This is a genomic window from Phytohabitans sp. LZ39 (assembly GCF_059359075.1).
This window is the reverse complement of the sequence record NZ_JCADBM010000012.1, coordinates 65176-87398: the sequence shown is the minus strand read 5'-3', so window position 1 is coordinate 87398 and position 22223 is coordinate 65176. Positions and strand designations below refer to the sequence as shown.

At 71.9% G+C, this 22223-nt stretch carries 14 protein-coding genes; 6 read left to right on the top strand and 8 right to left on the bottom strand.

The genetic code is table 11. The annotated features are described in order from the left end of the window. Positions 1-467: 467 nt before the first annotated feature. Positions 468-2054 (bottom strand): MFS transporter, encoded by a 1587-nt coding sequence (locus AC5L36_RS23125; RefSeq protein WP_441219409.1) that lies wholly within the window; start codon positions 2052-2054, stop codon positions 468-470. A 196-nt stretch (positions 2055-2250) separates the two neighbouring features. On the opposite strand from AC5L36_RS23125, the gene AC5L36_RS23120 reads away from it, so the two are divergent. From AC5L36_RS23120 to AC5L36_RS23105, 4 genes are read left to right on the top strand one after another with little or no spacing between them, the layout of a single operon-like run. Next, positions 2251-3612 (top strand): extracellular solute-binding protein, encoded by a 1362-nt coding sequence (locus AC5L36_RS23120; protein ID WP_441219407.1) that lies wholly within the window; start codon positions 2251-2253, stop codon positions 3610-3612. Positions 3613-3642: 30 nt separating this feature from the next. Continuing rightward, positions 3643-4998 carry a condensation domain-containing protein gene (locus AC5L36_RS23115; RefSeq protein ID WP_441219405.1) on the top strand — a complete coding sequence of 452 codons (1356 nt, stop codon included), beginning with the start codon at positions 3643-3645 and terminating at the stop codon, positions 4996-4998. A gap of 2 nt (positions 4999-5000) precedes the next feature. Next, the gene (locus tag AC5L36_RS23110; protein ID WP_441219404.1) at positions 5001-6398 is read left to right on the top strand and encodes an NAD(P)/FAD-dependent oxidoreductase; all 1398 of its coding nucleotides are present in this window, start codon (positions 5001-5003) and stop codon (positions 6396-6398) included. A 4-nt stretch (positions 6399-6402) separates the two neighbouring features. Then, positions 6403-7563, top strand: a complete 1161-nt coding sequence (locus AC5L36_RS23105) for an epoxide hydrolase family protein (RefSeq protein ID WP_441219403.1) — start codon at positions 6403-6405, stop codon at positions 7561-7563. 50 nt (positions 7564-7613) lie between these two features. Here the strand turns inward: AC5L36_RS23105 and AC5L36_RS23100 are convergent, their stop codons facing one another. The 7 genes from AC5L36_RS23100 to AC5L36_RS23070 all read right to left on the bottom strand — a co-directional run bounded on the left by AC5L36_RS23100 (position 7614) and on the right by AC5L36_RS23070 (position 19549). Further along, a complete protein-coding gene (locus AC5L36_RS23100) occupies positions 7614-7970 on the bottom strand; it encodes a YciI family protein (protein ID WP_441219732.1) in 357 nt (118 codons plus the stop codon). A gap of 110 nt (positions 7971-8080) precedes the next feature. After that, complete coding sequence (locus tag AC5L36_RS23095; protein WP_441219401.1) at positions 8081-9190, bottom strand: serine hydrolase domain-containing protein; 1110 nt, start codon at positions 9188-9190, stop codon at positions 8081-8083. Positions 9191-9629: 439 nt separating this feature from the next. Next, positions 9630-11324: an AMP-binding protein gene (locus AC5L36_RS23090; RefSeq protein ID WP_441219399.1), complete on the bottom strand. Its 1695-nt coding sequence runs from the start codon at positions 11322-11324 to the stop codon at positions 9630-9632. Positions 11325-11339: 15 nt separating this feature from the next. Beyond that, positions 11340-12350 (bottom strand): methyltransferase, encoded by a 1011-nt coding sequence (locus AC5L36_RS23085; protein WP_441219397.1) that lies wholly within the window; start codon positions 12348-12350, stop codon positions 11340-11342. A gap of 17 nt (positions 12351-12367) precedes the next feature. Continuing rightward, complete coding sequence (locus tag AC5L36_RS23080; RefSeq protein ID WP_441219396.1) at positions 12368-16171, bottom strand: type I polyketide synthase; 3804 nt, start codon at positions 16169-16171, stop codon at positions 12368-12370. A gap of 145 nt (positions 16172-16316) precedes the next feature. Beyond that, entirely contained in the window at positions 16317-18185 is a 1869-nt protein-coding gene (locus tag AC5L36_RS23075) for a hypothetical protein (protein ID WP_441219394.1), read from the bottom strand. Beyond that, positions 18182-19549 carry an acyltransferase family protein gene (locus AC5L36_RS23070; protein ID WP_441219393.1) on the bottom strand — a complete coding sequence of 456 codons (1368 nt, stop codon included), beginning with the start codon at positions 19547-19549 and terminating at the stop codon, positions 18182-18184. The genes AC5L36_RS23075 and AC5L36_RS23070 overlap by 4 nt, the downstream gene beginning before the upstream one ends. Positions 19550-19792: 243 nt before the next feature. Here AC5L36_RS23070 and AC5L36_RS23065 point away from each other — a divergent pair, with 243 nt between their 5' ends. Next, complete coding sequence (locus AC5L36_RS23065) at positions 19793-21334, top strand: methyltransferase domain-containing protein (RefSeq protein ID WP_441219391.1); 1542 nt, start codon at positions 19793-19795, stop codon at positions 21332-21334. Positions 21335-21392: 58 nt separating this feature from the next. Further along, a complete protein-coding gene (locus AC5L36_RS23060) occupies positions 21393-22217 on the top strand; it encodes a methyltransferase domain-containing protein (RefSeq protein WP_441219389.1) in 825 nt (274 codons plus the stop codon). The last annotated feature ends 6 nt before the right edge of the window (positions 22218-22223 follow it).

Here is a 22223-nt window from a genome sequence, read left to right as displayed (position 1 = left end):
GCGGGATCGGCAATCTGGGAAAGCAACAGGGGTTTCGTTGCCGCGAGTAACCACCGCGGCGGTGTGCGCGAGGCGAGATTCCAGATCTAGGAGAGTTAGGGCGCTATTTCAACCCCAAGTCTCCTAGATCTCGACGTCCCGACCCCACCACGGACCGCGGGCAGGGCCTGCGGCGAGCGTCAGCGAGGATCGTGGAGGACGTGCCCGCCAGCCAATGATCATGGCTTGCCTCGCAGCGGGTTCGCAGCTGCCGCGGACCTACGCCATGTGGGCTTGCGGCGCGGAGCTGGCAGCGGAGGCCGGGGGTCTCGGCGAGCCCTGGCGAGCCGCCGGCCGCAGCGGTCTCCGGCGGGAGCAGCGGTCCGCAGCTGACACGCACCCGGGAAACCTGGTCGAGGGAACCTCAACGGTGGCCGTGGGAAGCCTTCCGGTCCGCCCGCGTCGCGGGCGGACCGGAAAGCGGTGGTCTACGCGGTGCCTGTGGTGGGTACGGCCTCGGCTTGCGGCGTTTCGGCCGGCTGCTGGCCGCGCTTGCCGCGGACCGTCAGGGCGACCAGCACGATCAGGCCGAGGATGAGGAGCGCGTCGGCCCAGGCGACCACGTTCATCGCGGTGGTGAACGCCTCGCCGGCGGTGTCGGCGAGGTTGTCGGCCGCCGCGGGTGGCAGGGAGTCAGCCGCCGCCGTGGCCGAGGCGACGTTTTCCCGGGCGACCTCCGCCACCGGGGGTGGCACGTCGTTGAGGGGTGCGTCGGCCATCTGGTTGCGGTACACGGCGGCGCCGACACTGCCGAGCAGCGCGAGGCCGAGCGTGGAGCCGAACACGTTGCTGGTCTCGGACAGCGACGCGGCCGAGCCGGCCTTCTCCGGCGGGACGGAGCCGACCACCATCCCGGTGCCCGAGGTGAACAACGGACCCGTGCCGAGCGCGACGATCGCGACCAGGACGACGATCGCGACAAGCCAGCCGGAACTGCCCGCCTGGGTGAGGAGCAGCATCGACACGACCGAGATCGTCAGGCCGATCATGATCGCGGTGGCCGGCTTGAGGGCCTTCATCAGCATCGGCGTGATCCCGGTGCCGATCGCGATGCCCAGGCCCGTCGGTGCCTGCCAGAGGCCGGACGCCGCCGGCGACAGGCCCTCGACGCTCTGGATGTACTGCGTGCTCATCAGGCTGATGCCGGCCAGCGCGGCGGACGCGAACATCATCGTGACCAGCACGCCGCTGAACGAGGCGTTGCGGAACATGCTCAGGTCGATCAGCGGATGCTCCAGCCGCGACTGGCGGCGTAGGAAGATCGCGCCGATCACCAGGCCCACCGCGATCGCGCCGGCCGCCAGGGCCGGGTTGTCGGAGTCACCGGCCGCGAATTCCTTCACCCCATACACGATCGGCAGGATCGAGGCCAGCGAAAGCACCACACTGAGCAGGTCGAACCTGCCCGCGTTGGGGTCGCGGTACTCCGGCAGCAGGACGAAGCCGGTGGCCAGCAGCACGATCATGAACGGCACGCCGAGCAGGAAGACCGAACCCCACCAGAAGTGGTCGACCATCACGCCACCGACGATCGGGCCGAGCGCGGTGCCGCCGAAAAGGCAGGCCGCCCAGACCGAGATCGCGATGCCGCGCTGCTTCTCGTTGCGGAACATGTTGGTGATCAACGCGAGCGTCGACGGCGACAGGGTCGCGCCCGCGACGCCGAGCAGCGCCCGCGCGATGATCAGCGTGGTGCCGGAGTTCGCGTACGCGGCGAGGATCGACGCGAGCGTGAACGCGGTGGCGCCGATCATGAGCAGCCGGCGCCGCCCGATGCGGTCGCCCAGCGTGCCCATGGTGAGCAGGAAGCCGGCCAGCAGGAAGCCGTAGATGTCTATGATCCACAGCTGCTCGACGCCGGAGACTCCCAGGTCGGCGCTGAGGTGCGGAAGTGCCAGGAACAGCGCGCCGATGTCCATCGCCACCAGCATCGCGGGCAACGCCAGCACCGCCAGCCCGATCCATTCCTTGCGCCCCGCCAGGTCCGCGGGCGGCGCAGACGCGGAGTTGTCCATGTCGTCAGTCCCTTCTCGGCATTAAGCCCTTCAACTGGGGGTCGGAGCCGGCCGCTGGATTTCGACATCCATCCACGACTTCCTTCGTGCGCAGTTCACCGCGCGTGCCCGGCCGGAGCACGCCGGGAGATGAACCGCCCGCCGGGCGGCGGACACCCTATTGGCGACCCCCGCCGCCCGCCCGGAGGACCGTCACATGAGGCTGGACCACGCGCGCACCGTCATCGATGTCTGGCTACCCAGCTACCCCGCCGTGCCCGACTATCTGGGTGGTATCCGGGCGCTGGCGGCGAGCTTCCACGAGGCGCACCCCGACTACGAGGTCCGGGTCCGGGAGTCCAGCTACAAGACCCTGCCCGCGGATGTCGACGCGGCGGCGCGCCGCGGTGAGGCGCCCGCCCTGGTGCAGTACTTCCACACCTCGACGCAGCTGGCCCGCGACATGCGCGGCCCGGGCGGCGCGCCGCTGATCCGTCCACTTGAGACCGCGCTGGACGGGCGTACCAGGGTGCTGGGCGAACCGGTCGTCACGGGCGACGTGATCGCGCCGGCGCGCGGCTACTACTCGGCCGGCGGCACGCTGCTCGCCGCTCCCCCGCTGGTCTCGACCACGCTGCTCTACGCCAACACCGACCTGCTGGCCGCCGCCGGGGTGACCGAACTGCCGACCACCTGGGCCGAGCTGACCGCCGCCGGCAAGGCGGTCCTGGCACACACCGGCCGGGCGGCGATCACCTGGCCCAACCACGGCTGGATCTTCCAGCAGGCGGTGGCGCAGCAGGGTGGTCTGCTCGCCGACCACGCCAACGGGCGGGAGGGCCGCGCCGAGCGGGTGGACCTCGCGGCGCCCGAGCTCGTGGCGTTCGCCGAGTGGTGGCGCGGCCTGCACCAGGACGGGATCTACCACTACATCGGCGGCCAGGCGTACGGCGACAACACCGGCCGGGCCTGGGAAGAGAACTTCGTCGCGTTCGCCGAGCAGCGGGTCGCGTTCGTGCTCAGCTCGTCGGTCGAGGCCGAGTGGCTGATCCAGGCCGGCCGCGACCGCGGCTTCGGAGTCGCCGTCGGCCGGATGCCGCACAACGGCGAGGTCCGCTACGCCGGCAACATCGTCGGCGGCGACGCCATCTGGCTCACCGACAGCCCGGACCCGGCGGTACAGGACGGGGCGCTCGCGTTCCTCCAGCACCTGCTCGCGCCGCACGCGGCCGCGGAACGGCACAAGGCCACCTGGTTCATCCCGGTGACCACCACCGCGATCGACCTGCTGCACGGCGAGGGCTGGTTCGACGAGCGGCCGCACCAGCGGGTGGCGATCGACCAGTTGCTGGCCACCGACGGCTCGCCGGCCGCGCGGGGTGCGCTGCTCGGCGAGTTTCCGCGCATCCAGGGCGTGATGACCCAGGCGATGGAGGACGTCCTCGTGCGTGGCGTGGAACCGCTGCGCAGCTTCACGAACGCCTCCGCGGACGCCCAACGCCTGCTCGACGAGTACAACGCCGACTGCCTGGGCGAGCGGCCGGGGCCACCCGGCCCGCGCCGGTTCGTCGTGGATTGACACCCGCATCCAACCCATGAGGAGCGCAGCATGACCACCTCGCACGACCTTCCGCTCTCCCTGCAACAGGAGTTCCTGTTGCTGTTCGACACCGGTGACGCCACTGGCCCTTTCGGACCGCACTACCTGATCGGCGAAGGCTGGCGGGTACACGGGCGGGTCGACGTCGACGCGCTCGGCCGGGCGCTGGCGGACGTGGTCGGGCGGCACGAGGCCCTGCGCACCTCGGTGCTGCGTGGCGGTGAGCACGGGCAGCGGGTGCTCGACCCCGCGCCGCCCGCGGTCGAGGTGCGGGATCTGTCCGGTGTGGACCCGGCCGACCGGGACCGCCGGGCCGAGGAGCTGATCAACGAGATCGAGGCCGGCACGCTCGCCGTGCACGACCTGCCGCTGCTGCGCGTCACGCTGGGCCGCTTCGACGAGACGGACTCCGTGCTGATCCTCACCACCCACCACTCGGCCGCCGACGCCTGGTCGATGCAGGTGATCCTCCGCGATCTGGCGCACTGCTACGCCGAGCGGGCGGCCGGCCGGGAGCCCGCACCGTCCACCGCGCCGCAGTACCGCGAGTACATCGCCACCCAGCACGCGGAGGCGGAAAGCCCGCGGCTCGAGGCGGCCCGCGCGTACTGGCGGGACAAGCTCGCCGGCGCCCGGATCATGGTGATCCCGGTAGACCGGACCCCGGACCCGGACACGACGCCGACCACCACGTGGCAGCGCTTCGTGACGGACGCCCAACTGCGTTCGGCGACCACCGCGCTCGCGGCCGACACGCACACCTCGCCGTTCATGGTGCTGCTCGCGGCGTTCTACGTGATGGCGAGCCGCTGGACCGGCAGCGACGACGTGACCGTGCCGACGTTCACGCCGGGCCGGGGACACGGCCGGTTCCAGGAGACGGTCGGCTCGTTCTTCAACTTCGTGCCGCTGCGCACCGACCTGTCCGGCGCCGCCACCTTCCGCGACGTCGTCGCGCGTACCCGGGCCACCTGCCTCGGCGCGTACTCGCACGAGGTACCGCTGCTGCACGTGCTGCAAGAGGCGCCCGAGCTGATGGCGTCGGTCGCGCCCGGCGTCGCGCCGTGTCTCTTCCAGGTCATCCAGCCGCCGTTCGTGATGGAGCGGGAGCGGGTCGGCGACCTCGAGTACACGGCGATCTGGCGCCGGGTCATCTCCCAGCCGGTCGGCTCGGACATGCCCGACGGGATGCTGTGGTCGCTGCACCTCGGGCCGTCCGACGACATCGTCGGCGCGCTCGGGTTCAGCGCCCATCTCTTCGAGCAGAAGACCGTCGACGTGTTCGTCGAGCGCTACCTGACGCTGCTGTCGACGCTGCTGTCCCGGCCGGACGCGCAGCTGTCCACTGTGGATGTGGGGTGGTGACCGTGCCGGCGAAGGTTGGCGACCGCGTGGTCGTCCTCGGTGCGAGCCTCGGGGCGCTGCTCGCCGCGAAGCCGCTGTCCGCCGCGTTCGGCGAGGTGCTCCTGGTCGACCGCGACGAGGTGGTCGACAACCCGACGTACCGCCGGGGCGTGCCGCACGGCCGGCACGCGCACGGCCTCGTCGCCAAGGGGCAGCAGATCTTCGAGCGGCAGTTTCCCGGCCTGATGGACGACCTCGTGCGGGCCGGTGTCAAGCCGGGCGACTTCAACGGCGACATCCAGTGGATCTTCGGCGGGCGGCGGCTCAAGCCGTCGACGTCGGGGCTGCTCTCGGTGCCCGCGACCCGGCCGGTGCTGGAGTACCACCTGCGCAAGCGCGTGCAGGCGATCCCCAACGTGCGGTTCATGCAGAGCCGCGACATCCTGCGCCTGGTCACCACCGGCGAGGGCGCCACGGTGACCGGCGCGCTGGTCCAGGAGCAGACGCCCGGCAGCACCCCCGAGGTGATCGAGGCCGATCTCGTCATCGACGCCACCGGGCGGGGCTCGCGTACCCCGGCGTGGCTGGCGGAGCTGGGCTACGAACGGCCCGCCGAAGACCGCGTGAAGATCGACCTCGCCTACACGACCCGGCACTACCAGGCGCCGTACGACCCGTTCGGCAGCGACCTGGCGATCATCCCGGCGGCCACCCCGTCGCACCCGCGCGGCGCGTTCTTCTACCGCCTGCCGGGCGACGACAACCGGCTGGAGCTGTCGCTCACCGGCATCCTCGGCGACCACCCGCCGACCGATCCGGAGGGCTTCCTGGAGTTCGTACGCTCGATCCCGGTGCCCGAGATCGCCAAGGTGCTCGCCGACTGCGAGCCGCTCGACGACCCGGTGATGTTCCGCTACCCGGCCAGCGTCCGCCGCCGCTACGAGCGCCTGACCCGCTTTCCGGCGCGCTACCTCGTGCTCGGCGACGCGGTGTGCAGCTTCAACCCGATCTACGCGCAGGGCATGACCGTGGCCGCGGCCGAGTCGCTGGTGCTGGGCGACCTGCTGGGGCGCGGCACGATCCCGGACTGGCGGGAGTTCTTCCGGCTCATCGCCGCCGAGATCGACTCGCCGTGGGACTTCTCGGCCAGCGCCGACCTCGGCTACCCCGGCGTGGAGGGCCGGCGTACCGCCAAGGTGCGCACGATCAACGCCTACGTCGCCCGCTACCAGCGGGCGGCGGTGCACGACGCCGAGCTCACCAACGCGTTCATCCGGGTGGCCGGGCTGATCGACGAGCCGACCTCCCTGCTGCGCCCGGACCGGATCGTCCGGGTACTACGGAAGGCCGGCCGCCCCACACCGCCCACCGCGGACTCCCTTGCGGCCGCACCGGCCAGCCCGCCACGACCCGAGAGGTAGGACGATGCGCCCCTTCCAGATCGACATCCCACCGTCCGACATCGACGAGCTGCACCGGCGGATCGCCGCCACCCGGTGGCCGGACGAGATCCCGGACACGGGCTGGAGCCGCGGCGTGCCGGTCGGCTACCTGCGCGATCTGGCCGACTACTGGCGCACCGGCTACGACTGGCCGGCCACCCAGCGGCGGCTCAACCGGATCCCGCAGTTCTTCACCGAGATCGACGGCGTGGGCGTGCACTTCCTGCACGTCCGGTCGCGCGTGGCCGGTGCGACGCCGCTGCTGCTCACGCACGGCTGGCCGAGCACCGGCTTCGAGTTCGTCGACATCCTCGACGCGCTGACCGACCCGGTGGCGCACGGCGGCGAGGAGGCCGACGCGTTCCACGTGGTCGTGCCCACCATCCCGGGCTACGGGTTCTCCGGACCGACCCGGCAGGTGGGTTGGGACACCGAGCGGGTGGCCCGCGCGTGGACGTCGCTGATGGCCTCGCTGGGCTACGACCGCTACGTCGCGCAGGGCGGAGACTGGGGCAGCCCGATCTCGCTGCGCGTCGGCCTCGCCGACCCGGAACACGTCCGTGGCGTACACATCAACATGTGCGTGACGTTTCCGCCGCCCGACTTCACCGCGTTCGGTGAGCTGGACCCGGCCGACCAGGCCAAGCTCGGCTTCGCGATGGAGTTCCAGCAGGACGGCATGGGCTGGCAGAAGATCCAGTCGACCCGGCCGCAGACCCTCTCCTACGGGCTCACCGACTCGCCGGTCGGACAGCTCGCGTGGATCGTCGAAAAGTTCAAGGAGTGGTCGGCCGCCGACAAGACTCCGGAAGACGCCATCGCCCGCGACCACATGCTCACCACGGTCACGATCTTCTGGCTGACCGCCACCGCGGGGTCGAGCGCACAGCTCTACTACGAGTCGACGCACCTCGACGCCGACTTCGCCCGCACCTGGGGCGGGCCGTGGCCGCTGGCGATGCCGGTCGGCGTGGCCGCCTTCCCGGAAGACGCGGTGCGGCCGGTGAAGCGCTTTGCCGAAGGCATCCTGCCCACGCTGGCGCACTGGACCGAGTTCGACCGGGGCGGGCACTTCCCCGCGCTGGAGCAGCCGCAGCTGCTCGTCGGAGACCTGCGGACGTTCGTACGCGGACTTCCCGACTGACCGTGGGGAACCAGACGCGGGCCGGGCCATGGGGCCCGGCCCGCGCCATGTCACATCTCGGTGCCGCCGGTGTCCATGATCGGGCGAACCTCCATCGCGCCACCCTCGCGGGCGTCGGGCCACCGGGCCGCGATCTCGATGGCGCGCTCCACGCTCTCGGTCTCGACGATCAGGTAGCCCGCGAGGTGCTCCTTCGCCTCGACGAACGGCCCGTCGGTGGTAACCGGCACGCCACCCGGAGCGCGGACGACCTTCGACTGCGAGACGTCGGCCAGCGCCTCACCGCCGATCAGCTCGCCAGACTTGGACAGCTCCGAGGTGATCGCGTCGATCTCGGCGTAGACCTTCATGGTCTCTTCCTCGGACCGCCCCATGATCGTCTCGGGGTTGGCGTGGATCAGCAGCATGTACTTCACGGGCAGACTCCTTCGGACGTCGTGTGCCGTATCGGCACCCTTCATAGTGCAGTCGGAGCCGCGCCGCGAATTTTGCCATCCGCGGGCCGTGCTTTCGCCGATCAGGCAAACGTCTCGTCGGCCAGTTCCGCCACCCGTTGCACGACGTTCATCTCGATCGGGTTGAAGCGGTTCTTCGTCACCGCGACGGCCACACCGGTCTCCCGGTCGGCGAACCCGGCACTCCCCCCGATGCCCACCATCCCGAAGATCGTCGGCCGTGCGCCCGCGTCCGACGTGCCCGGCCACCCCACGCAGTAGCCCATGGCCCAGGCCGACGCGCCCGGCGTCATCTCGTCGGCGAAGCCCGCCGTGGCGAACTCCGTGACCTCCTTGAGGCGCTGCGCGGAGAGTAGGCGCGTGCCGTCCACCTCGCCGACCAGCGCCGCGTACATCCGGGCGAGCGCGCGGGCGCTCATCGTGCCCTGGAACGGCAGGTCCGTGGTCAGCACGTCCGTCCGGTTGCCGAAGTCGGCGTCCGGGACGATCGCCGGCGGCACCGCCTTGAAGAGTGGGAACTCCGGCGGCAGCGAGGCGAACGCCGCCTTCCCGGCGGGGTCGTCGTTCAGCCGGGCCACCCGGTCGAGCCGGTCGCTCGGCACCCCGAAGAACAGCTCGTCGCCCATCCCGATCGGCCCCGCGACCCGCTCGGCGAGGACCCTGGAGATCGGCTTGCCGGTGGCGCGGCGCACGATCTCGCCGATCAGGTATCCGAAGGTGGCGGCGTGATAGCCCACCCGCTCACCCGGCGGCCACCACGGCTCGGCGTCGGCGATCGCCCGGCACATCCCGTCCCAGTCGACGAGGTCCGCGACCCTGGTGTCCGCGGGCACCGCCGGCACCCCGCTCGAGTGGGTCAGGACATGCCTGATCCGCACCCCGTCCTTGCCACGCGCGCCGAACTCGGGCCAGATCTCGGCCACCCGCGTGTCGTAGTCGAACACGCCGTCGTCGACCAGCACGTGTGCCACCGTCGACGCGACCGCCTTGCCCGTCGACGCCGAGTAGAACAGCGTGTCCGGCGCGACCGGGCGCCCCTGGTCGGCCTCGCCGGCGACCACGTCGACCACGGGCTCGCCGTGGCGGTAGACGGCCACCTGCACACCGTCTTCGGCCCCGGCGGCGACCATCTCGTCGACCACCGCTCGCACGCGTGTCTGAAGATCCTTCACCGGTAACCCCCTTCGCCATGGCACTCGCGGCGTGCCCCTCTCATTGGCAGTCGGAGCCGCGGCCGACATCTCGACATTAAACGCGATCTGGACAAGTCCGTCTCACCCGGGAGGGGTGACTCGCGCCCCGCCAGCAGGGGATGGCGCGCGGTGGTGCGCGCAGCTCGACAGCCTTCCCGACAGACCAGCCGCAGCCGGCCCGGATCCTTCACGCAAACCAAGGGCCACAAACGGACGGGCGTGGGGCTTGCGGCGCGGGCCTGGCAGCGGAGGCCGGGGGTCTCGGCGAGCCCTGGCGAGCCGCCGGCCGCAGCGGTCTCCGGCGGGAGCAGCGGCCCGCGGCTGACGCGAACCCGGGAAACCTGGCTCTGGATCTACTCTCCGGTGATGCGGCGGCGGCCCGGCGGGGGCGATCGGCGACGAGGGCCGGGGTCGTGGGTCAGGCGGGGGCGACGCCGAGGCGGCGGGCGATGTCTTCGCGTAGCGACTGCTTGTAGATCTTGCCGATCGCCGTACGGGGCAGCGCGTCCACGATCTCGATGCGTTCTGGCCACTTGTAGCGGGCCAGCCCGAACGACTCCAGGTAGTCGCGGAGGTCTTCCAGCGCCGGCGCGGGCATGCCGGGCGTGCACACCAGGTAGGCGCAGGCGCGCTCGCCGAGCCGCTCGTCGGGCATGGCGACCAGCGCGGCGTCGGTGATCGCCGGGTGGTCGAGCAGGATGCGCTCCACCTCCTCGGCGTTGACCTTCTCGCCGCCGCGGTTGATGAGGTCCTTGACCCGGCCCTCGATGGAGTACGCGGTCAGTCCGTCCAGCTGGTGGCCGCGCACGAGGTCGCCGCTGCGGTAGAAGCCGTCGGGCGTGAAAGCCCGCAGGTTGCCCTGGGCCGAGTCGAGATAGCCGGGCACGGTGTAGGGGCCGCGGGCGCACAGCTCGCCCACCTCGCCGGGCGGGGTCGGCCGCAGCGTGCCCGGCTCCAGCACGCAGACTTCGTCCAGGGGGCTGATCGGCACGCCGACGGTGGTGGCGCGGAGCTCGCGCGAGGCGTCGGGTGGGGTGAAGAGAAACAGGCCCTCGGTCATCCCGAACGCCTGGGTGACCCGCACGCCGCGCGCCTCGATCGCGTCGAACAGGTCGCGCGACACCTTGGCCGCGGTCAGCACGCAGGTACGGACGCTGGCGAACGCGCCGTCGAAGCGCGTGTGCCGGAGGTAGTCGTTCATCAGGCCCGGCGGGCTCATGAACCAGGTGGCCCGCTCGTCGTCCATCAGCGCCAGCAGGTCGTCGGCGACCGGCGTGGCGAGCAGCAGCGCGGCGCCCACCGCATGGGCGGCGTGCATGGCGTTGGTGAGGCCGGCGTTGTGCACCAGGGGCAGGCCGAACCCGAGCCGGTCGTCGGCGGTGAGGCGCCACCAGCGGGCGGTGGCGACGGCGTTGTACCAGTACTCCGGGTGCAGTCGCGGTATCACCTTGGGCACACCGGTGGTACCGCCGGAAAGCTGGAACACGGCCGGCGCGTCGAGGTCGGCCGCCGCGTCGATCGCCGCCAGCTGTCCCGTGTCGGCCGGTGTGAGCGGGCGGTCGGCCAGGTCTTCGATCCGCACCGCTTCCGCGGTGGCCTCCTTGGCCCCGATCGTCGCGAGCAGCCGGATGGTCGGCACCAGGCGGCGGATCTCGCCGGCGAACGCGACGAGGTCGAAGCCGCGCAGGTCGGCCTGCACGAGGTGGGCGGAGGCGCGGGTTTGCCGGGCGATCTCCTCGATCTCGTGACGGCGGTGGATCGCGAGTGTGCAGACCGGGATCAGGCCGGCCTTGAGCAGGCCGTACCAGGTGGCGACCGCGAGCGCGCTGTTGGTGATCTGGAGGATCACCGTCTCGCCCGGCCGCAGACCCGCCTCGCACAGGCCGGCCGCGATCGCGTCGGACCGCTGGTCGAGCTCGGCGTACGTGAGACGGGCGCTGGGCGTGACCACGGCGGTGCGGCCGGGGTGGGTGCGCGCCACCTCACGCAGCTCCGCCGGGATCGTGCGCGGCCGCCACAGGCCCTCGGCGCGGTAGCGCTCGGCGGTGGCGCGCGGGTAGGGCACGGTGTTCCAGCGCTGGCGCGTGACGTGCCGTTCGTGCTCTATGGTCATCGCTCCTCCTGGGTCCTACACGGGGACGGCGACTAGCAGGCCGGTGGAGCCGGAGACCGCGTGCGTCCCGGCGAGGCGGAAGCCGGCGCGTTCGAACACCGCGGCGAACTCGCGTTCGGTGCGTTCGCGGCCGGGGTGCAGGGCGAGCATGATGATGTCGCGCAGCTTGCCGTCGTGCGGGCGGTCGTCTTCGGGGATGACGGCGTCGACGACGAACAACCGTCCACTGTGGAGGATCACCCGGCGCACGTTGGCGAGCACGGTGACCGCCTGCTCGTCGGTCCAGTCGTGGAGGATCATCGACAGCAGGTACGCGTCGGCGCCGGCCGGCACGGCCTCGAAGAAGTCGCCGCCGGCGACGGTGGCGCGGTCGGCGACACCGGCGCGCTCCAAGACCGCGGCGGCGTGCTCCACGACCGCCGGCTGATCGAAGACCACGGCCGTCAGCCCCGGGTAGGACCGCAGCAGTGCGGCCACCAGGTCGCCGGTGCCGCCGCCGACGTCGCAGATCCGGTGTACGCCGGAGAAGTCGTAAGCGGCGAGCGCCCGCGCGTGCAGCTCGCGCGAAAGGTCGCCCATCGCGTCGCGGAAGACGGCCGCCTGCTCCGGCCGCTCGTCCAGGTGTGCCCACCAGCCGCGGCCGTGGATCTGCTCGAACGGCGGCCGTTCGTCGCGCACGGAGCGCACCAGCTCGGTGATCGCCGCCTGCCGTTCCGGCAGGCCCCACAGCCGGGCCCACGCGTGCAGCGAGCCCGGCGTGTCGGTGCGGAGGGTGTCGAGCACCGGGGTCGGACCGTAGACGCCGGGCGCCGGCTGGGCGACCACGCCGGCGCCGGCCAGCGCCCGGAGGATGCGGTGCAGGGCGTCCGGCCGGGCGTCGGCCTTGGCGGCCAACGCCTCGACCGGCTGGGGCCCGTCGGCGAGCAGGTCGGCGATGCCGAGCTCGGCGACGGCGACCACCATCTGGGTGACCAGCGGCGCGTGCAGGATCGCCATCATCCGGGCGTGCGGGCTGGGCTCAGGCACGGTGGTCGCTCCCCTGTCTACTTGGTGTCGGCGGTCAGCTCGTCGGCCAGATACTCGGCGACCGCCGCGACGGTCGGCCTGTTCCAGAGCAGCGTCGACGGCACCGGAGTGCGGAACCGCCGCTCCAGCCGCAGCTGGATCGCCACCGTCATCAGCGAGTCGGCGCCCAGCTCGGCCAGCGGCCGGTGCACGTCGAGGTCGCCGGGCGCGATCCGTACCTCGGCGGCGGCCACCTCGCGGACCGTTGCCAGCACGTGCTCGCGCAGCTCCGGGCCGGATAGCCCGGTCCACTCCTGCTCGTCCGCGGGCTGCTCCTCCTCCGGGCCCAGGTCGACGAGGACCTCCTTGCGCACCGCGCCGAAGCGGACACCGGTGAACCGGGCGGCCAGCTCGCCGTCGAGGGTCAGCACGTCGACGTCGACCTCGACGTCGTCGCCGGTGCTGCTGACGAGGCGTACCGCGACCAGCGCCCGCGGCGGCGGGGGCAGGAGCAGCGCCGCCTCGGTGAGCCAGCCGGGCATCCGCAGCAGCGGATCGCCGGGAAAGATGACCGGCGCGACCGACAGCGCGGCGTCGGTGAGCGACGCCCAGGTCTCCGCCGAGCGGCCGCCCTCGGGGTCGGCGACGACCGTGGCGAGCATGCCGGACGCGTGCCGCCGCACCGCCTCGACCTCCCATGGCCAGCCGATCCCGACCACGCCGATCGCGGCCAGCCGGTCCCAGACACACGAGGGGTCGAGCTCCTCGGGATGCTCGGCGCGCAACGCCTCGAGGTCGACCCGTGGCGTGGCCGGTGCCGGGTCGGCGATCTCGGCGTGGGCGTGGGTCAGCCAGGACTGGTCGTCCTGCTGGGTGGTGAGCCGCGAGCTGAGCCGGACCGTGCCTTCCTGGCGGACGACCTGGATCTCGTGCGGCACCAGCACGCCGATCGGCACGCGCAGTGTGACCTCGCGCAGCGGCGCGCTCTCGGCCGCCTGGAACAGCGTGTTGAGCGTCGCCGCCGCCGGGATCACCTCCGTGCCCATCACGGCGTGCCCGCCGGGGTAGGGGCGGTTGGTGTCGTCGAGGAAGGTGCGCCACATCGTGACCGGAGTGGTGCCCTGCACGGCGGTGCGCGCGCCCAGCAGCGTGTGGCTTTCCGCGTCGTGCTCGAGGTTCGCCGACGCCGGCCGCGCCGTGTTGATCCAATATGGACGGTGCTGCCACACTCTTGTCGGCAGGTCGGCCAGGCCGCCGTCGGGTTGCAGCGTCGCCCAGTCGACCGGCACGCCGGCGCAGTGCAGCGCGCCGAGGTTTTCCAGCAGCGTCCGCCGTTGCGGCCGCTCCCGGCGCAGCGTGTGCGCGACCACGCCGTTCTCCGCGCCGACGGCGGCGAGCGTGTCGACGATCGAGTGCTGCACGATCGGGTGCGCCGACACCTCCAGGAAGACCCGGTGGCCGTCTTCGGCGGCGGCACGGATCGCGTGCTGGAAGCGCACCGGGTTGCGCAGGTTGGTGACCCAGTAGCCGGCGTCGCGGGGTGCCGTCGAGCGCGCGTCGGTCAGCGCGGTGTTGTAGACCGGTACGGTGGCCGGCTGGCAGGCCAGGTCGGCGAGGCCGGCCCGCAGGTCGTCGACGAGCTCGTCCATCTGCGGGCTGTGGAACGCGACGTCGGAGTTGACCCGGCGGACGACGAGGCCCTCGGCGCGCCACCGATCGGCGATCTCGGACACCAGCGCGACCGGTCCACTGATCACCGTGGAGGTGGGCGCCGCCGCGACCGCCGCGGCGACCTCGGGCACGTCCGCGAGCCGGGCGACCGCGTCGTCGAACGGCAGGTTGACCATCGCCATCCCACCGCGCCCGGCGACCCGGCGCAGCAGCAAGGACCGGCGGCAGACGAGCATCGCCGCCGCCGGCACGTCGAGCATGCCCGCCGCGACGGCGGCCGCGATCTCACCGATCGAGTGGCCGACGATCGCCGCCGGCCGCAGCCCGTACCCCCGCCAGATCCGGGCAAGCGCGACCTGCACCGCGAACGTCATCGCCTGTACCCGGTCGACCTGGGTGAAGTCGTCTTCGAGCAGCGCCTGCCGCGGGTCGAAGCCAAGCTCGGCGCGGAACACCGGGCCCAGTTCGTCCATGGTCGCGGCCATCGCCGGCTCGCTGTCGAGGAGCTCGCGCCCCATGCCGACCCACTGCGCGCCGTGCCCGGAGAACACCCAGACCGCGGCGGCGGCGGGGGCACCGCGGACGACCGCACCGGTCGCGACGCCCGCGGTGGCGGTGCCGGCGGCGAGCTTGCGCAGGCCGTCGACGAGCTCGTCGCGGTCGGCGGCGACGACCGCCGCCCGGGCGTTGAGCGGCTGCCGGCGGTGGGCGAGGGTGTGGCCGACGTCGGCCAGGCCGGCGCCTGACCGGTCGACCCAGTCGGCGAGCGCGCCGGCGTTGGCGGCGACGCCGTCGAGGGTCGCGCTGGACAGCGGGTACACGCGCTCGGTGCCCACCGTGCCCGGTGTCGCGGCCGGCCGGGCCGGGGGCTCCTCGACGATGACGTGGGCGATCGTGCCGCCGTAGCCGTAGTTGCCGGTGCCGGCGCGGCGCGGCCCGTCGCGGTCGGGCCACGGCGTCATCTCGCGTACCACCGACAGGCCGGTCCGGTCCCACTCGATGTCGGTGTTGGGCTCGGTCGCGGTGAGCGTCTTCGGGATCTGGCCGTGCCGCATGGACAGCATCAGCTTGACGAGCCCGGCGACGCCGGACGCGGCCTCCAGGTGGCCGATGTTGGTCTTGACCGCACCGACCAGGAGCGGCGCGTCCGCCGGGCGGCCGGTGCCGAGCACCGCGGAAAGCGCGTTGATCTCGATGCCGTCGCCGAGCTCGGTGCCGGTGCCGTGCGCCTCGACGTAGTCCAGCGTGGACGGTGCCACGCCGGCTGCCCGGCACGCCCGGCGGACCAGCTCCTCCTGCGCCTCCTGGCTCGGCGCCATGATGCCGTTGGTGCGGCCGTCCTGGCAGACCGCGCTGCCCCGGATCAGCCCGTGCACGTGATCGCCGTCGCGGCGGGCGTCGGAGAGTCGCTTGAGGACGAGCACGCCGCACCCCTCGCCGCGGCCGTATCCGTCGGCGGACGCGTCGAACGCCTTGGACCGCCCGTCGGGAGCGAGCGCGCCGGCGGCTTCCAGCACCAGCAGGTACGCCGGGCTGGCGACGAGCATCACGCCGCCGGCCAGGGCCAGGCCGGTCTCGCCGAGCCGGAGCGCCTGGCACGCCTGGTGTACCGCCACCAGCGAGGCGGAGCAGGCGGTGTCGACGGCGACGCTGGGGCCGCGCAGATCGAGCACATAGGACACCCGGTTGGCCACCCCGCACATCGAGGAGCCGATGCCCATCCACGCCTCCAGGCGCGGCAGGTCTTCCAGCAGCCGGCGGCCGTAGTCGTCGGTGCAGACGCCCATGAACACGCCGGTGTCGCCGCCGGCGAGCGAGTCGGGCCGGATGCCGGCGTGCTCCAGCGCCTCCCACGCGACCTCGAGCGTGATGCGCTGCTGGGGGTCGATCAGCTCGGCCTCGCGCGGTGAGACGCCGAAGAACTCCGCGTCGAAGCCCGCCACGTCGTCCAGGTAGCTGCCGTACTTGATGGCGCGGCGGATGGCGGCGGCGTGTGCCGGGCTGATCGCCGCGTAGCCGTCCCACCGTTCCCACGGCGCCTCGCGGAGTGCGTCGCGCCCGTCGACCATGAAGTCCCAGAATTGCTGCGGTGAGGTGATGCCGCCGGGAAAGCGCAGTCCCATCCCGACGATCGCGATCGGTTCCTCACGATCGATTTCGACAGAAGTCATGCAGCCACTCGCCCCTCTCGGGTCCAGCCGAATCGAGTGGTCCCGGGAAATCGACAGTCAGAATTGATTCCCGGGACCACATCTCATCGTCACAGCCCCTGAAAGCCGTGCCATCTTCGAGAATGCGGGGCCGACTTTCGCACTCCTACCGCAATAGATAGGCGTGGATAATCGTCAGCTCGGTCTTGTTACCCAACGTGTCGGTCGCACTGGCGCGCAACGACACGAATCCGGTGGCCGCTGGATGGCTGACGGTAGCGGTGAAGCCGGTCGCGGTCTTCACCACGGGAGCCGCGTGCCAGGTCACGCCGTCGTCGTACGAGGCGTCGACCGTCACGCCGCCCCATTCGCCCATGACGGCGCCCTGCTGTGGCTGAAGGTAGAGCGGTATTTTGAAACGCTTTCCGGCCGGCGCCCTGTTGAGCTCGTCGAGCGCGGGCGCGAACCGCAGCGCCGCCATCGGCAATGCGACCTCATTGGCCGGGCCGCCCGCCACATGGCCGGAACGGAACGTCCAGGCGCCGCGCACCTCGGTGGAAAATGGCGAGGTGCTCCGGGTGGACCGGGTTTCCAGTCGATAGGTGGCGGTCGCCGGCGGCACCGTGAAGATGCCAAACTCGGAGTCCTGGGAAATGAGCGGCTGCCCGTTGCGGAACATCCGCATCTCCTCGGCGATCGTCCGGGAGAAGCCGAAGTGGTCGGGGTTTTGGTCGGAGAAATGCGGGATCTCGAAGTTCATCTGGTCGCCGAAGCGGCCGCACCACACCACCGGCAGCTGCGGGCTGGTGGCGAACGCCGGCCCGAACGGTCCGAGGTTCCACTTCTCGGTGCGGACGCTGCCGGCGGCACCGGCGGCCCGGGGCAGGTCGGCGATCTGCCAGTTGAGGTTGTTGTCGGCGTCCAGCTCGTACACGTCTTCGAAGAAGGCGGCACCGGGCGAGGTCAGCTCGACGACGGTCGCCGGCGGCTGCACGTAGGCCGAGTAGAGCTTGCGGTCGATCGCGCCGGGCACCTGCGCCGCGATGACGTTGCGCACCTTGGCCAGCTCGCGGTCGCGGAAGACGCGGTGCAGGTCGGCCGGCACCGCGCCGGCGGCACTCCACAGTAGATGGTACTGGTACGGCGAACCGAGGAAGCCGCCGTTACCGTCCGGCCGGCCGAGGTGTGCGGCCACGCTGAACGTGAACTGGCCCTCGGCCGTGGTGCGCGACGGGCGTACCCGGATCTCCTGCTGCGGTCCGTGCACAGTGGACCCTCTGGCGCCCGCACCGGTCGTGCGGCTGGGCGTCACGCCGAGCGTGCCGGTCGCACCCGCCCGGTCGAGCCCGAACGTGAGGGGCTTGGCCTCCCGGCTGTCGAACGTGAGTGCCAGGTCGCCGCTCACCGCGACGTCAGGCTCGGCGAAGAAGTCGAACGGCACCACGTCGGTGACGCTGTCGCCGCTGACCCCGGCCTCCAGGTAGTAATGCCCGGCGGGCACCGTGACCGTGGCGGTGCCGGACTCGTCGTACCCGCTGTACTCCTGGCCGGTGGCGACGTCGAACAGGCTGACGAAATAGTTGGGCGTCGGGTTGCCCCGCCGGTCGAGGAAGCTCAGCGTGACCGAGAAGCCGTCCGCCACCGCCTGCTGCCGGGCGGCGGGTGCGGCGGGCAGCCGGGCCGTACGCGCGTCGGTGACGCCCGCGCGGGACAGCGCGGAGACGGCGAAGAGGCGCCGGTCGACCCGGCCCGACGCGACCGCCCCGGTCTTGTCGGCCGGCACGACGTACAGCTCGCCGCCCGTGCGGTACTGGCGGAACGGCATGCCCGCGCGGCCGGCGGCCGGCGTGATGGCCACGACGCGGTCGCGGTCGAGCGCCACCTTGTCGCCGGTGACAAGCGTTACGGTCCCGGCTCGGACGGCCACCGGTGCGGGCCCGGCGGGTGCGGGTGCCGCGGACGCGGGTGACCCGGACGCGGGGCCGAGCAGGGCGAGGGCGAACGCCACGGCGAGGCCCGATTTCAGTCGCTTCATCGGCCCGCGCTCCGGTGCGGCTCGTTGTGGACCGGTGCGGGACTGACCGGCTCCGGCCGGCCCGCCGGCTCCTTGGCGTAGTCGAGCTCGAGCGCCGACTTCGGCGCGCCGAACAGGCGGCGCAGGCGCAGCGCGGGCCGCTCGACCAGGTACCAGCTGGCCACGGTGAAGAGGGCGGTGCCGGCGAAGACATAGAGGACGAAGGCCCAGAACTCACCGAACGGCAGCGTGGAGCGGACGTCGTTGAGGCCCAGCGGCTCGCTGCCGAAGATGGTGCCGTACTGGAAGTAGTAGTACATGACCGGCACGTTCCAGAGATAGACGCCGTAGGACAGGCGCCCGATGTACCGGATCGGCGGGTTGGTCAGCACCACGTCCATGAACCGCGACCGCACCTCGGGCACGGTCAGCGGCACGACCGCGAAGACCCCGAACGCGAAGAACAGGACGTACTCGATCATGTGTTGGGTCAGCGCGGGCCAGGTGCCGACGACGACCTGCGGCGCGAACGGCTTGGGGATGTACAGCAGCAGCGCGGCGAGCGCACCGAGCCACCACGCCAGCGGGTGCCGGGCGACCGCGCGGTGGAAGGCCGGCACCACGCCGGTCACGTCGCGGTACGCGGAGATGGTCGCGAGCACCATGCCGGCGGCGAAGAAGCCGGCGTAGCCGAGGGGCCAGAAGACCCAGTAGTAGCTGTGCGCGGCCTGCGACGGCAGGTAGCAGAAGAACGTCCACGCGACGCCCACGAGCACCATGACGGAGAACGGCACGATGATGCGCCGGGCGCGGGTGGCCGGATCGGTCGCCTTGCGGGCGTTGCGGTGGATCAGCCAGGCCAGGATCGGCAGGGCGACGTAGTAGGACATCTCGACCGGGACGGTCCAGGTGTGCTCCATGCCCGGCCACCACTGCGCCATGTCTGGCGTGGCCCAGTAGTGCAGCAGCACGAACGGCTTGATGACCTCCCACGCACCGTCCACAGCGGACCGGTTGAGGGTGAACAAGACGACGAGCGTCAGCACGAAGAAGGCCGGCAGCAGGCGCAGCGCGCGGCCGACGACGAACGGCCCGGCCGCTGGCCGCGGCGTGCCCGCGATGATGGCCCGCGCGAACGGCCGGTAGAGCAGCAGGCCGGAGAGCAGGAAGAAGGGTGGGAGGAAGATCCGGAACGCGGGCACGAGGCTGCCGAAGATCGGCACGCCGTCGTGTCCGGGAAGCTCGCTGATTCCGGACTGGTACCCAATGTGGTAGATGACCACAAAAATCGCGCAGATACCGCGAAGGCCGTCGTACCGCGCGTACCGCTTCTTTTGTCGTGTACCAATATCGGCGTCGGAGTGCGTCGCCTCGGTTGCTGTCATCACACGCTCCCCTCACGGGACGGTGGGTGGCAGGCAGTATCTTTCAGGCGATCATCACCGGCTTCATCTTCGAGATTGCTGGATTCCGGTGGCTTGCGTTCCTATGTGGAACCCGTCCGGTCGCGGTAGCGCAACGTCAGAGGTGCCTGGTCCGGTCGCCCGGTGGAAGCCTGTCGGGCAGGCCGCCGTCGCACGTGTGCGCCGGCGCTGCCCCCCGCACACGGTCGAGACGGGACTGGGACGATGACCGAAACCGAGCTACTCAGTGCCTACGCGAGCGCCCCGACGGCACAGCTGCGTGCCGCCTTCCACGACCTCGTCGACGCGCTCTGGGCGGACGGCGCGGCCCGGCCCGGCGCCGCCGCGGCCGTGCCGGCGGTGATCCGTGCCGTCGACGACGCCGGCGGCGACCGGCGCGGATACCTGCTGGTGCTGCTCGGCCTGCTCGCCGAGTCCGAGCACCCCGAGACCGGCGGCCCGCTGGGCACGGCGGTCGCCGCCGGGCTCGACCGCTACCTCACGCTGCTACGCGCCGCCACCGAGCCGGACGCGCCGCTCACCCTCGCCCTGCTCTACCTTGTCGCGCACTTCCCGGCCGACCGGGCCCGGATCCTCGACGCCACCCGCCACCTCGCGCTCGGCGCGCCCGACCGCACCCGGCTGGAACGAGCCCTCGACACCCTCGACGAGGCCGACCCGGACATCGGACGGGCCTGGCCCTCGCCGGCGGAGTGGGACATCAGCGAGGCGGAGCGCGACTTCGACCGCCGGTGGATCAGCACGCTGGCCCCCGCGCAGGTCCGCAAGACCTGGGACGGCGACACCCGCTCGGTGCTGGCGACGATGGGCGCCAAGGCGCTGTGGGCGCAGGACAACGGCCGGCCGGTGGCGGTCGCCGATCCCAGCCCGCACAACTCCACGGTCGAGACCGACCCGCGTGACCTCGATCCGGCCGCGTTCGCCCGCCACGCGAGCACCCTCAAGTGCCCGGTGTGCCGCGGGCCGCTCGCGTTCGAGACGCGGCGCGCGACGTGCCGGGACTGCGCCGCGGCGTACGGCATCACGCACGGCGTCCTCGACTTGTCCCGGCGGATCCGGGCGGGCGCCGGAAAGAGCGACGCCGCGGACGACGCCGCGGACGACGTGCTCCAGAACGCGGCCGTGCTGAGTGGCATCGGCTTCCACTACGAGCAGGGCATGCGCCCCAACTTCCTGCGCATCATGGGCCGCAACTGGTCCGGCGAGGTCAAGCCGACCGACGAGGACGAGTACATCGCCGCCCACCTGCGGCACCGCGGCGGCACCGTGCTCGACCTGGCCGCGGCCGCCGGGCGCTGGACGTCCGTGGTCTGCGAGGCCGTCGGCACCGAGCGCGTGCTCGCCCTCGACCTCAACGAGGCGATGCTCTACGACCTGCGCAGCCGGCTGACCGAGGTGCCGGCGGTCCGCGGCGACGCGCTCGACCTGCCGTTCCCCGACGCCAGCCTCGACGCGGTCAACTTCTGGAACGCGCTCCAGGCCGTGCCCGACGCCGGCAAGGCCCTCGCCGAGATCGGCCGGTGCCTGCGCGCCGGCGGGGTGCTCACGCTGATGACGTTCCGCTGGGACGACTCGCCGGTCTACCGCTACTTCCAGCGGTCCCACCATTTCCCGGCCCGCCCCGACGGCTTCGTGCTCTTCGAGGTCGACGAGATCAAGCGCTGGCTCGACGACGCCGGCTTGGAGATCACCGACGAGTCCTACCCGGGCACCTTCGTCTTCATCACCGCCGAACGCCGGTCGTGAGACCGGCCGCCTGAGCGCCCGGTCCGGAGACCGGCCGCCTGACAACAGAAGGGGAGAGATGGAGAACACCACGGCCGCGCCGGTCGACATCGCGGCGATGTACGACGAGTCGACGCCCATGTCGAACGCGTTCAACGACGGTCAGGTCCACCTCGCTTACTGGTACGACGAGGCCGACGAGGCGTCGATGCGGGAGGCGTCGCAGCGGATCACCCGCCGGGTCGGCGACTCGCTCGGCCTGCGGCCGGGCCAGCGGGTGCTCGACATCGGCTGCGGTCTCGGCACGCCCGCGCTGGAGCTGGCCCGCGACTACGGCGTCACGGTGACCGGCATCAACATCAGCACGGTGCAGGTCGCCGAGGCCACCAAGCGCGCGGCCGACGCGGGCCTCACCGAAGTGGTCACGTTCCGGCACGGCGACTGGAACAAGCTCGACGTCCCCGACGGGTCGTTCGACGCGGTCGTCGCCATGGAGACCCTGCTCTACGCCGACGACCTCGACACCGTGCTGCGCGGGCTGCTCCGCGTGCTGCGGCCCGGCGGGCGGCTGTCGCTGACCGAGACCACCCGCTGGAAGATGACCCCGGAGGACGCGGCGTCGTTCGCCGCCACGTTCAACGCGCGGTTCCTCTTCTCCCCCGCCGAGTGGGTCGACGCGCTGACCGCCGCCGGCTTCGAGTTCCACGAGTACCTGGAATGCGGTCCCCGGGTGTTCGGCAAGGGACCGAAGTACGTGGCCGAGGCGGAAGCCCAGCGGGCCAAGCTGACGGAAATGTTCGGCGACGGCGCGGTCGACGAGCTGAAGAACGCCCTCGGTTACTACTTCGACGCCGGCGCGGGAACTGTCGGCTATGCCGTCATCACCGCCGGCAAGCCGCGCTGATGAGGA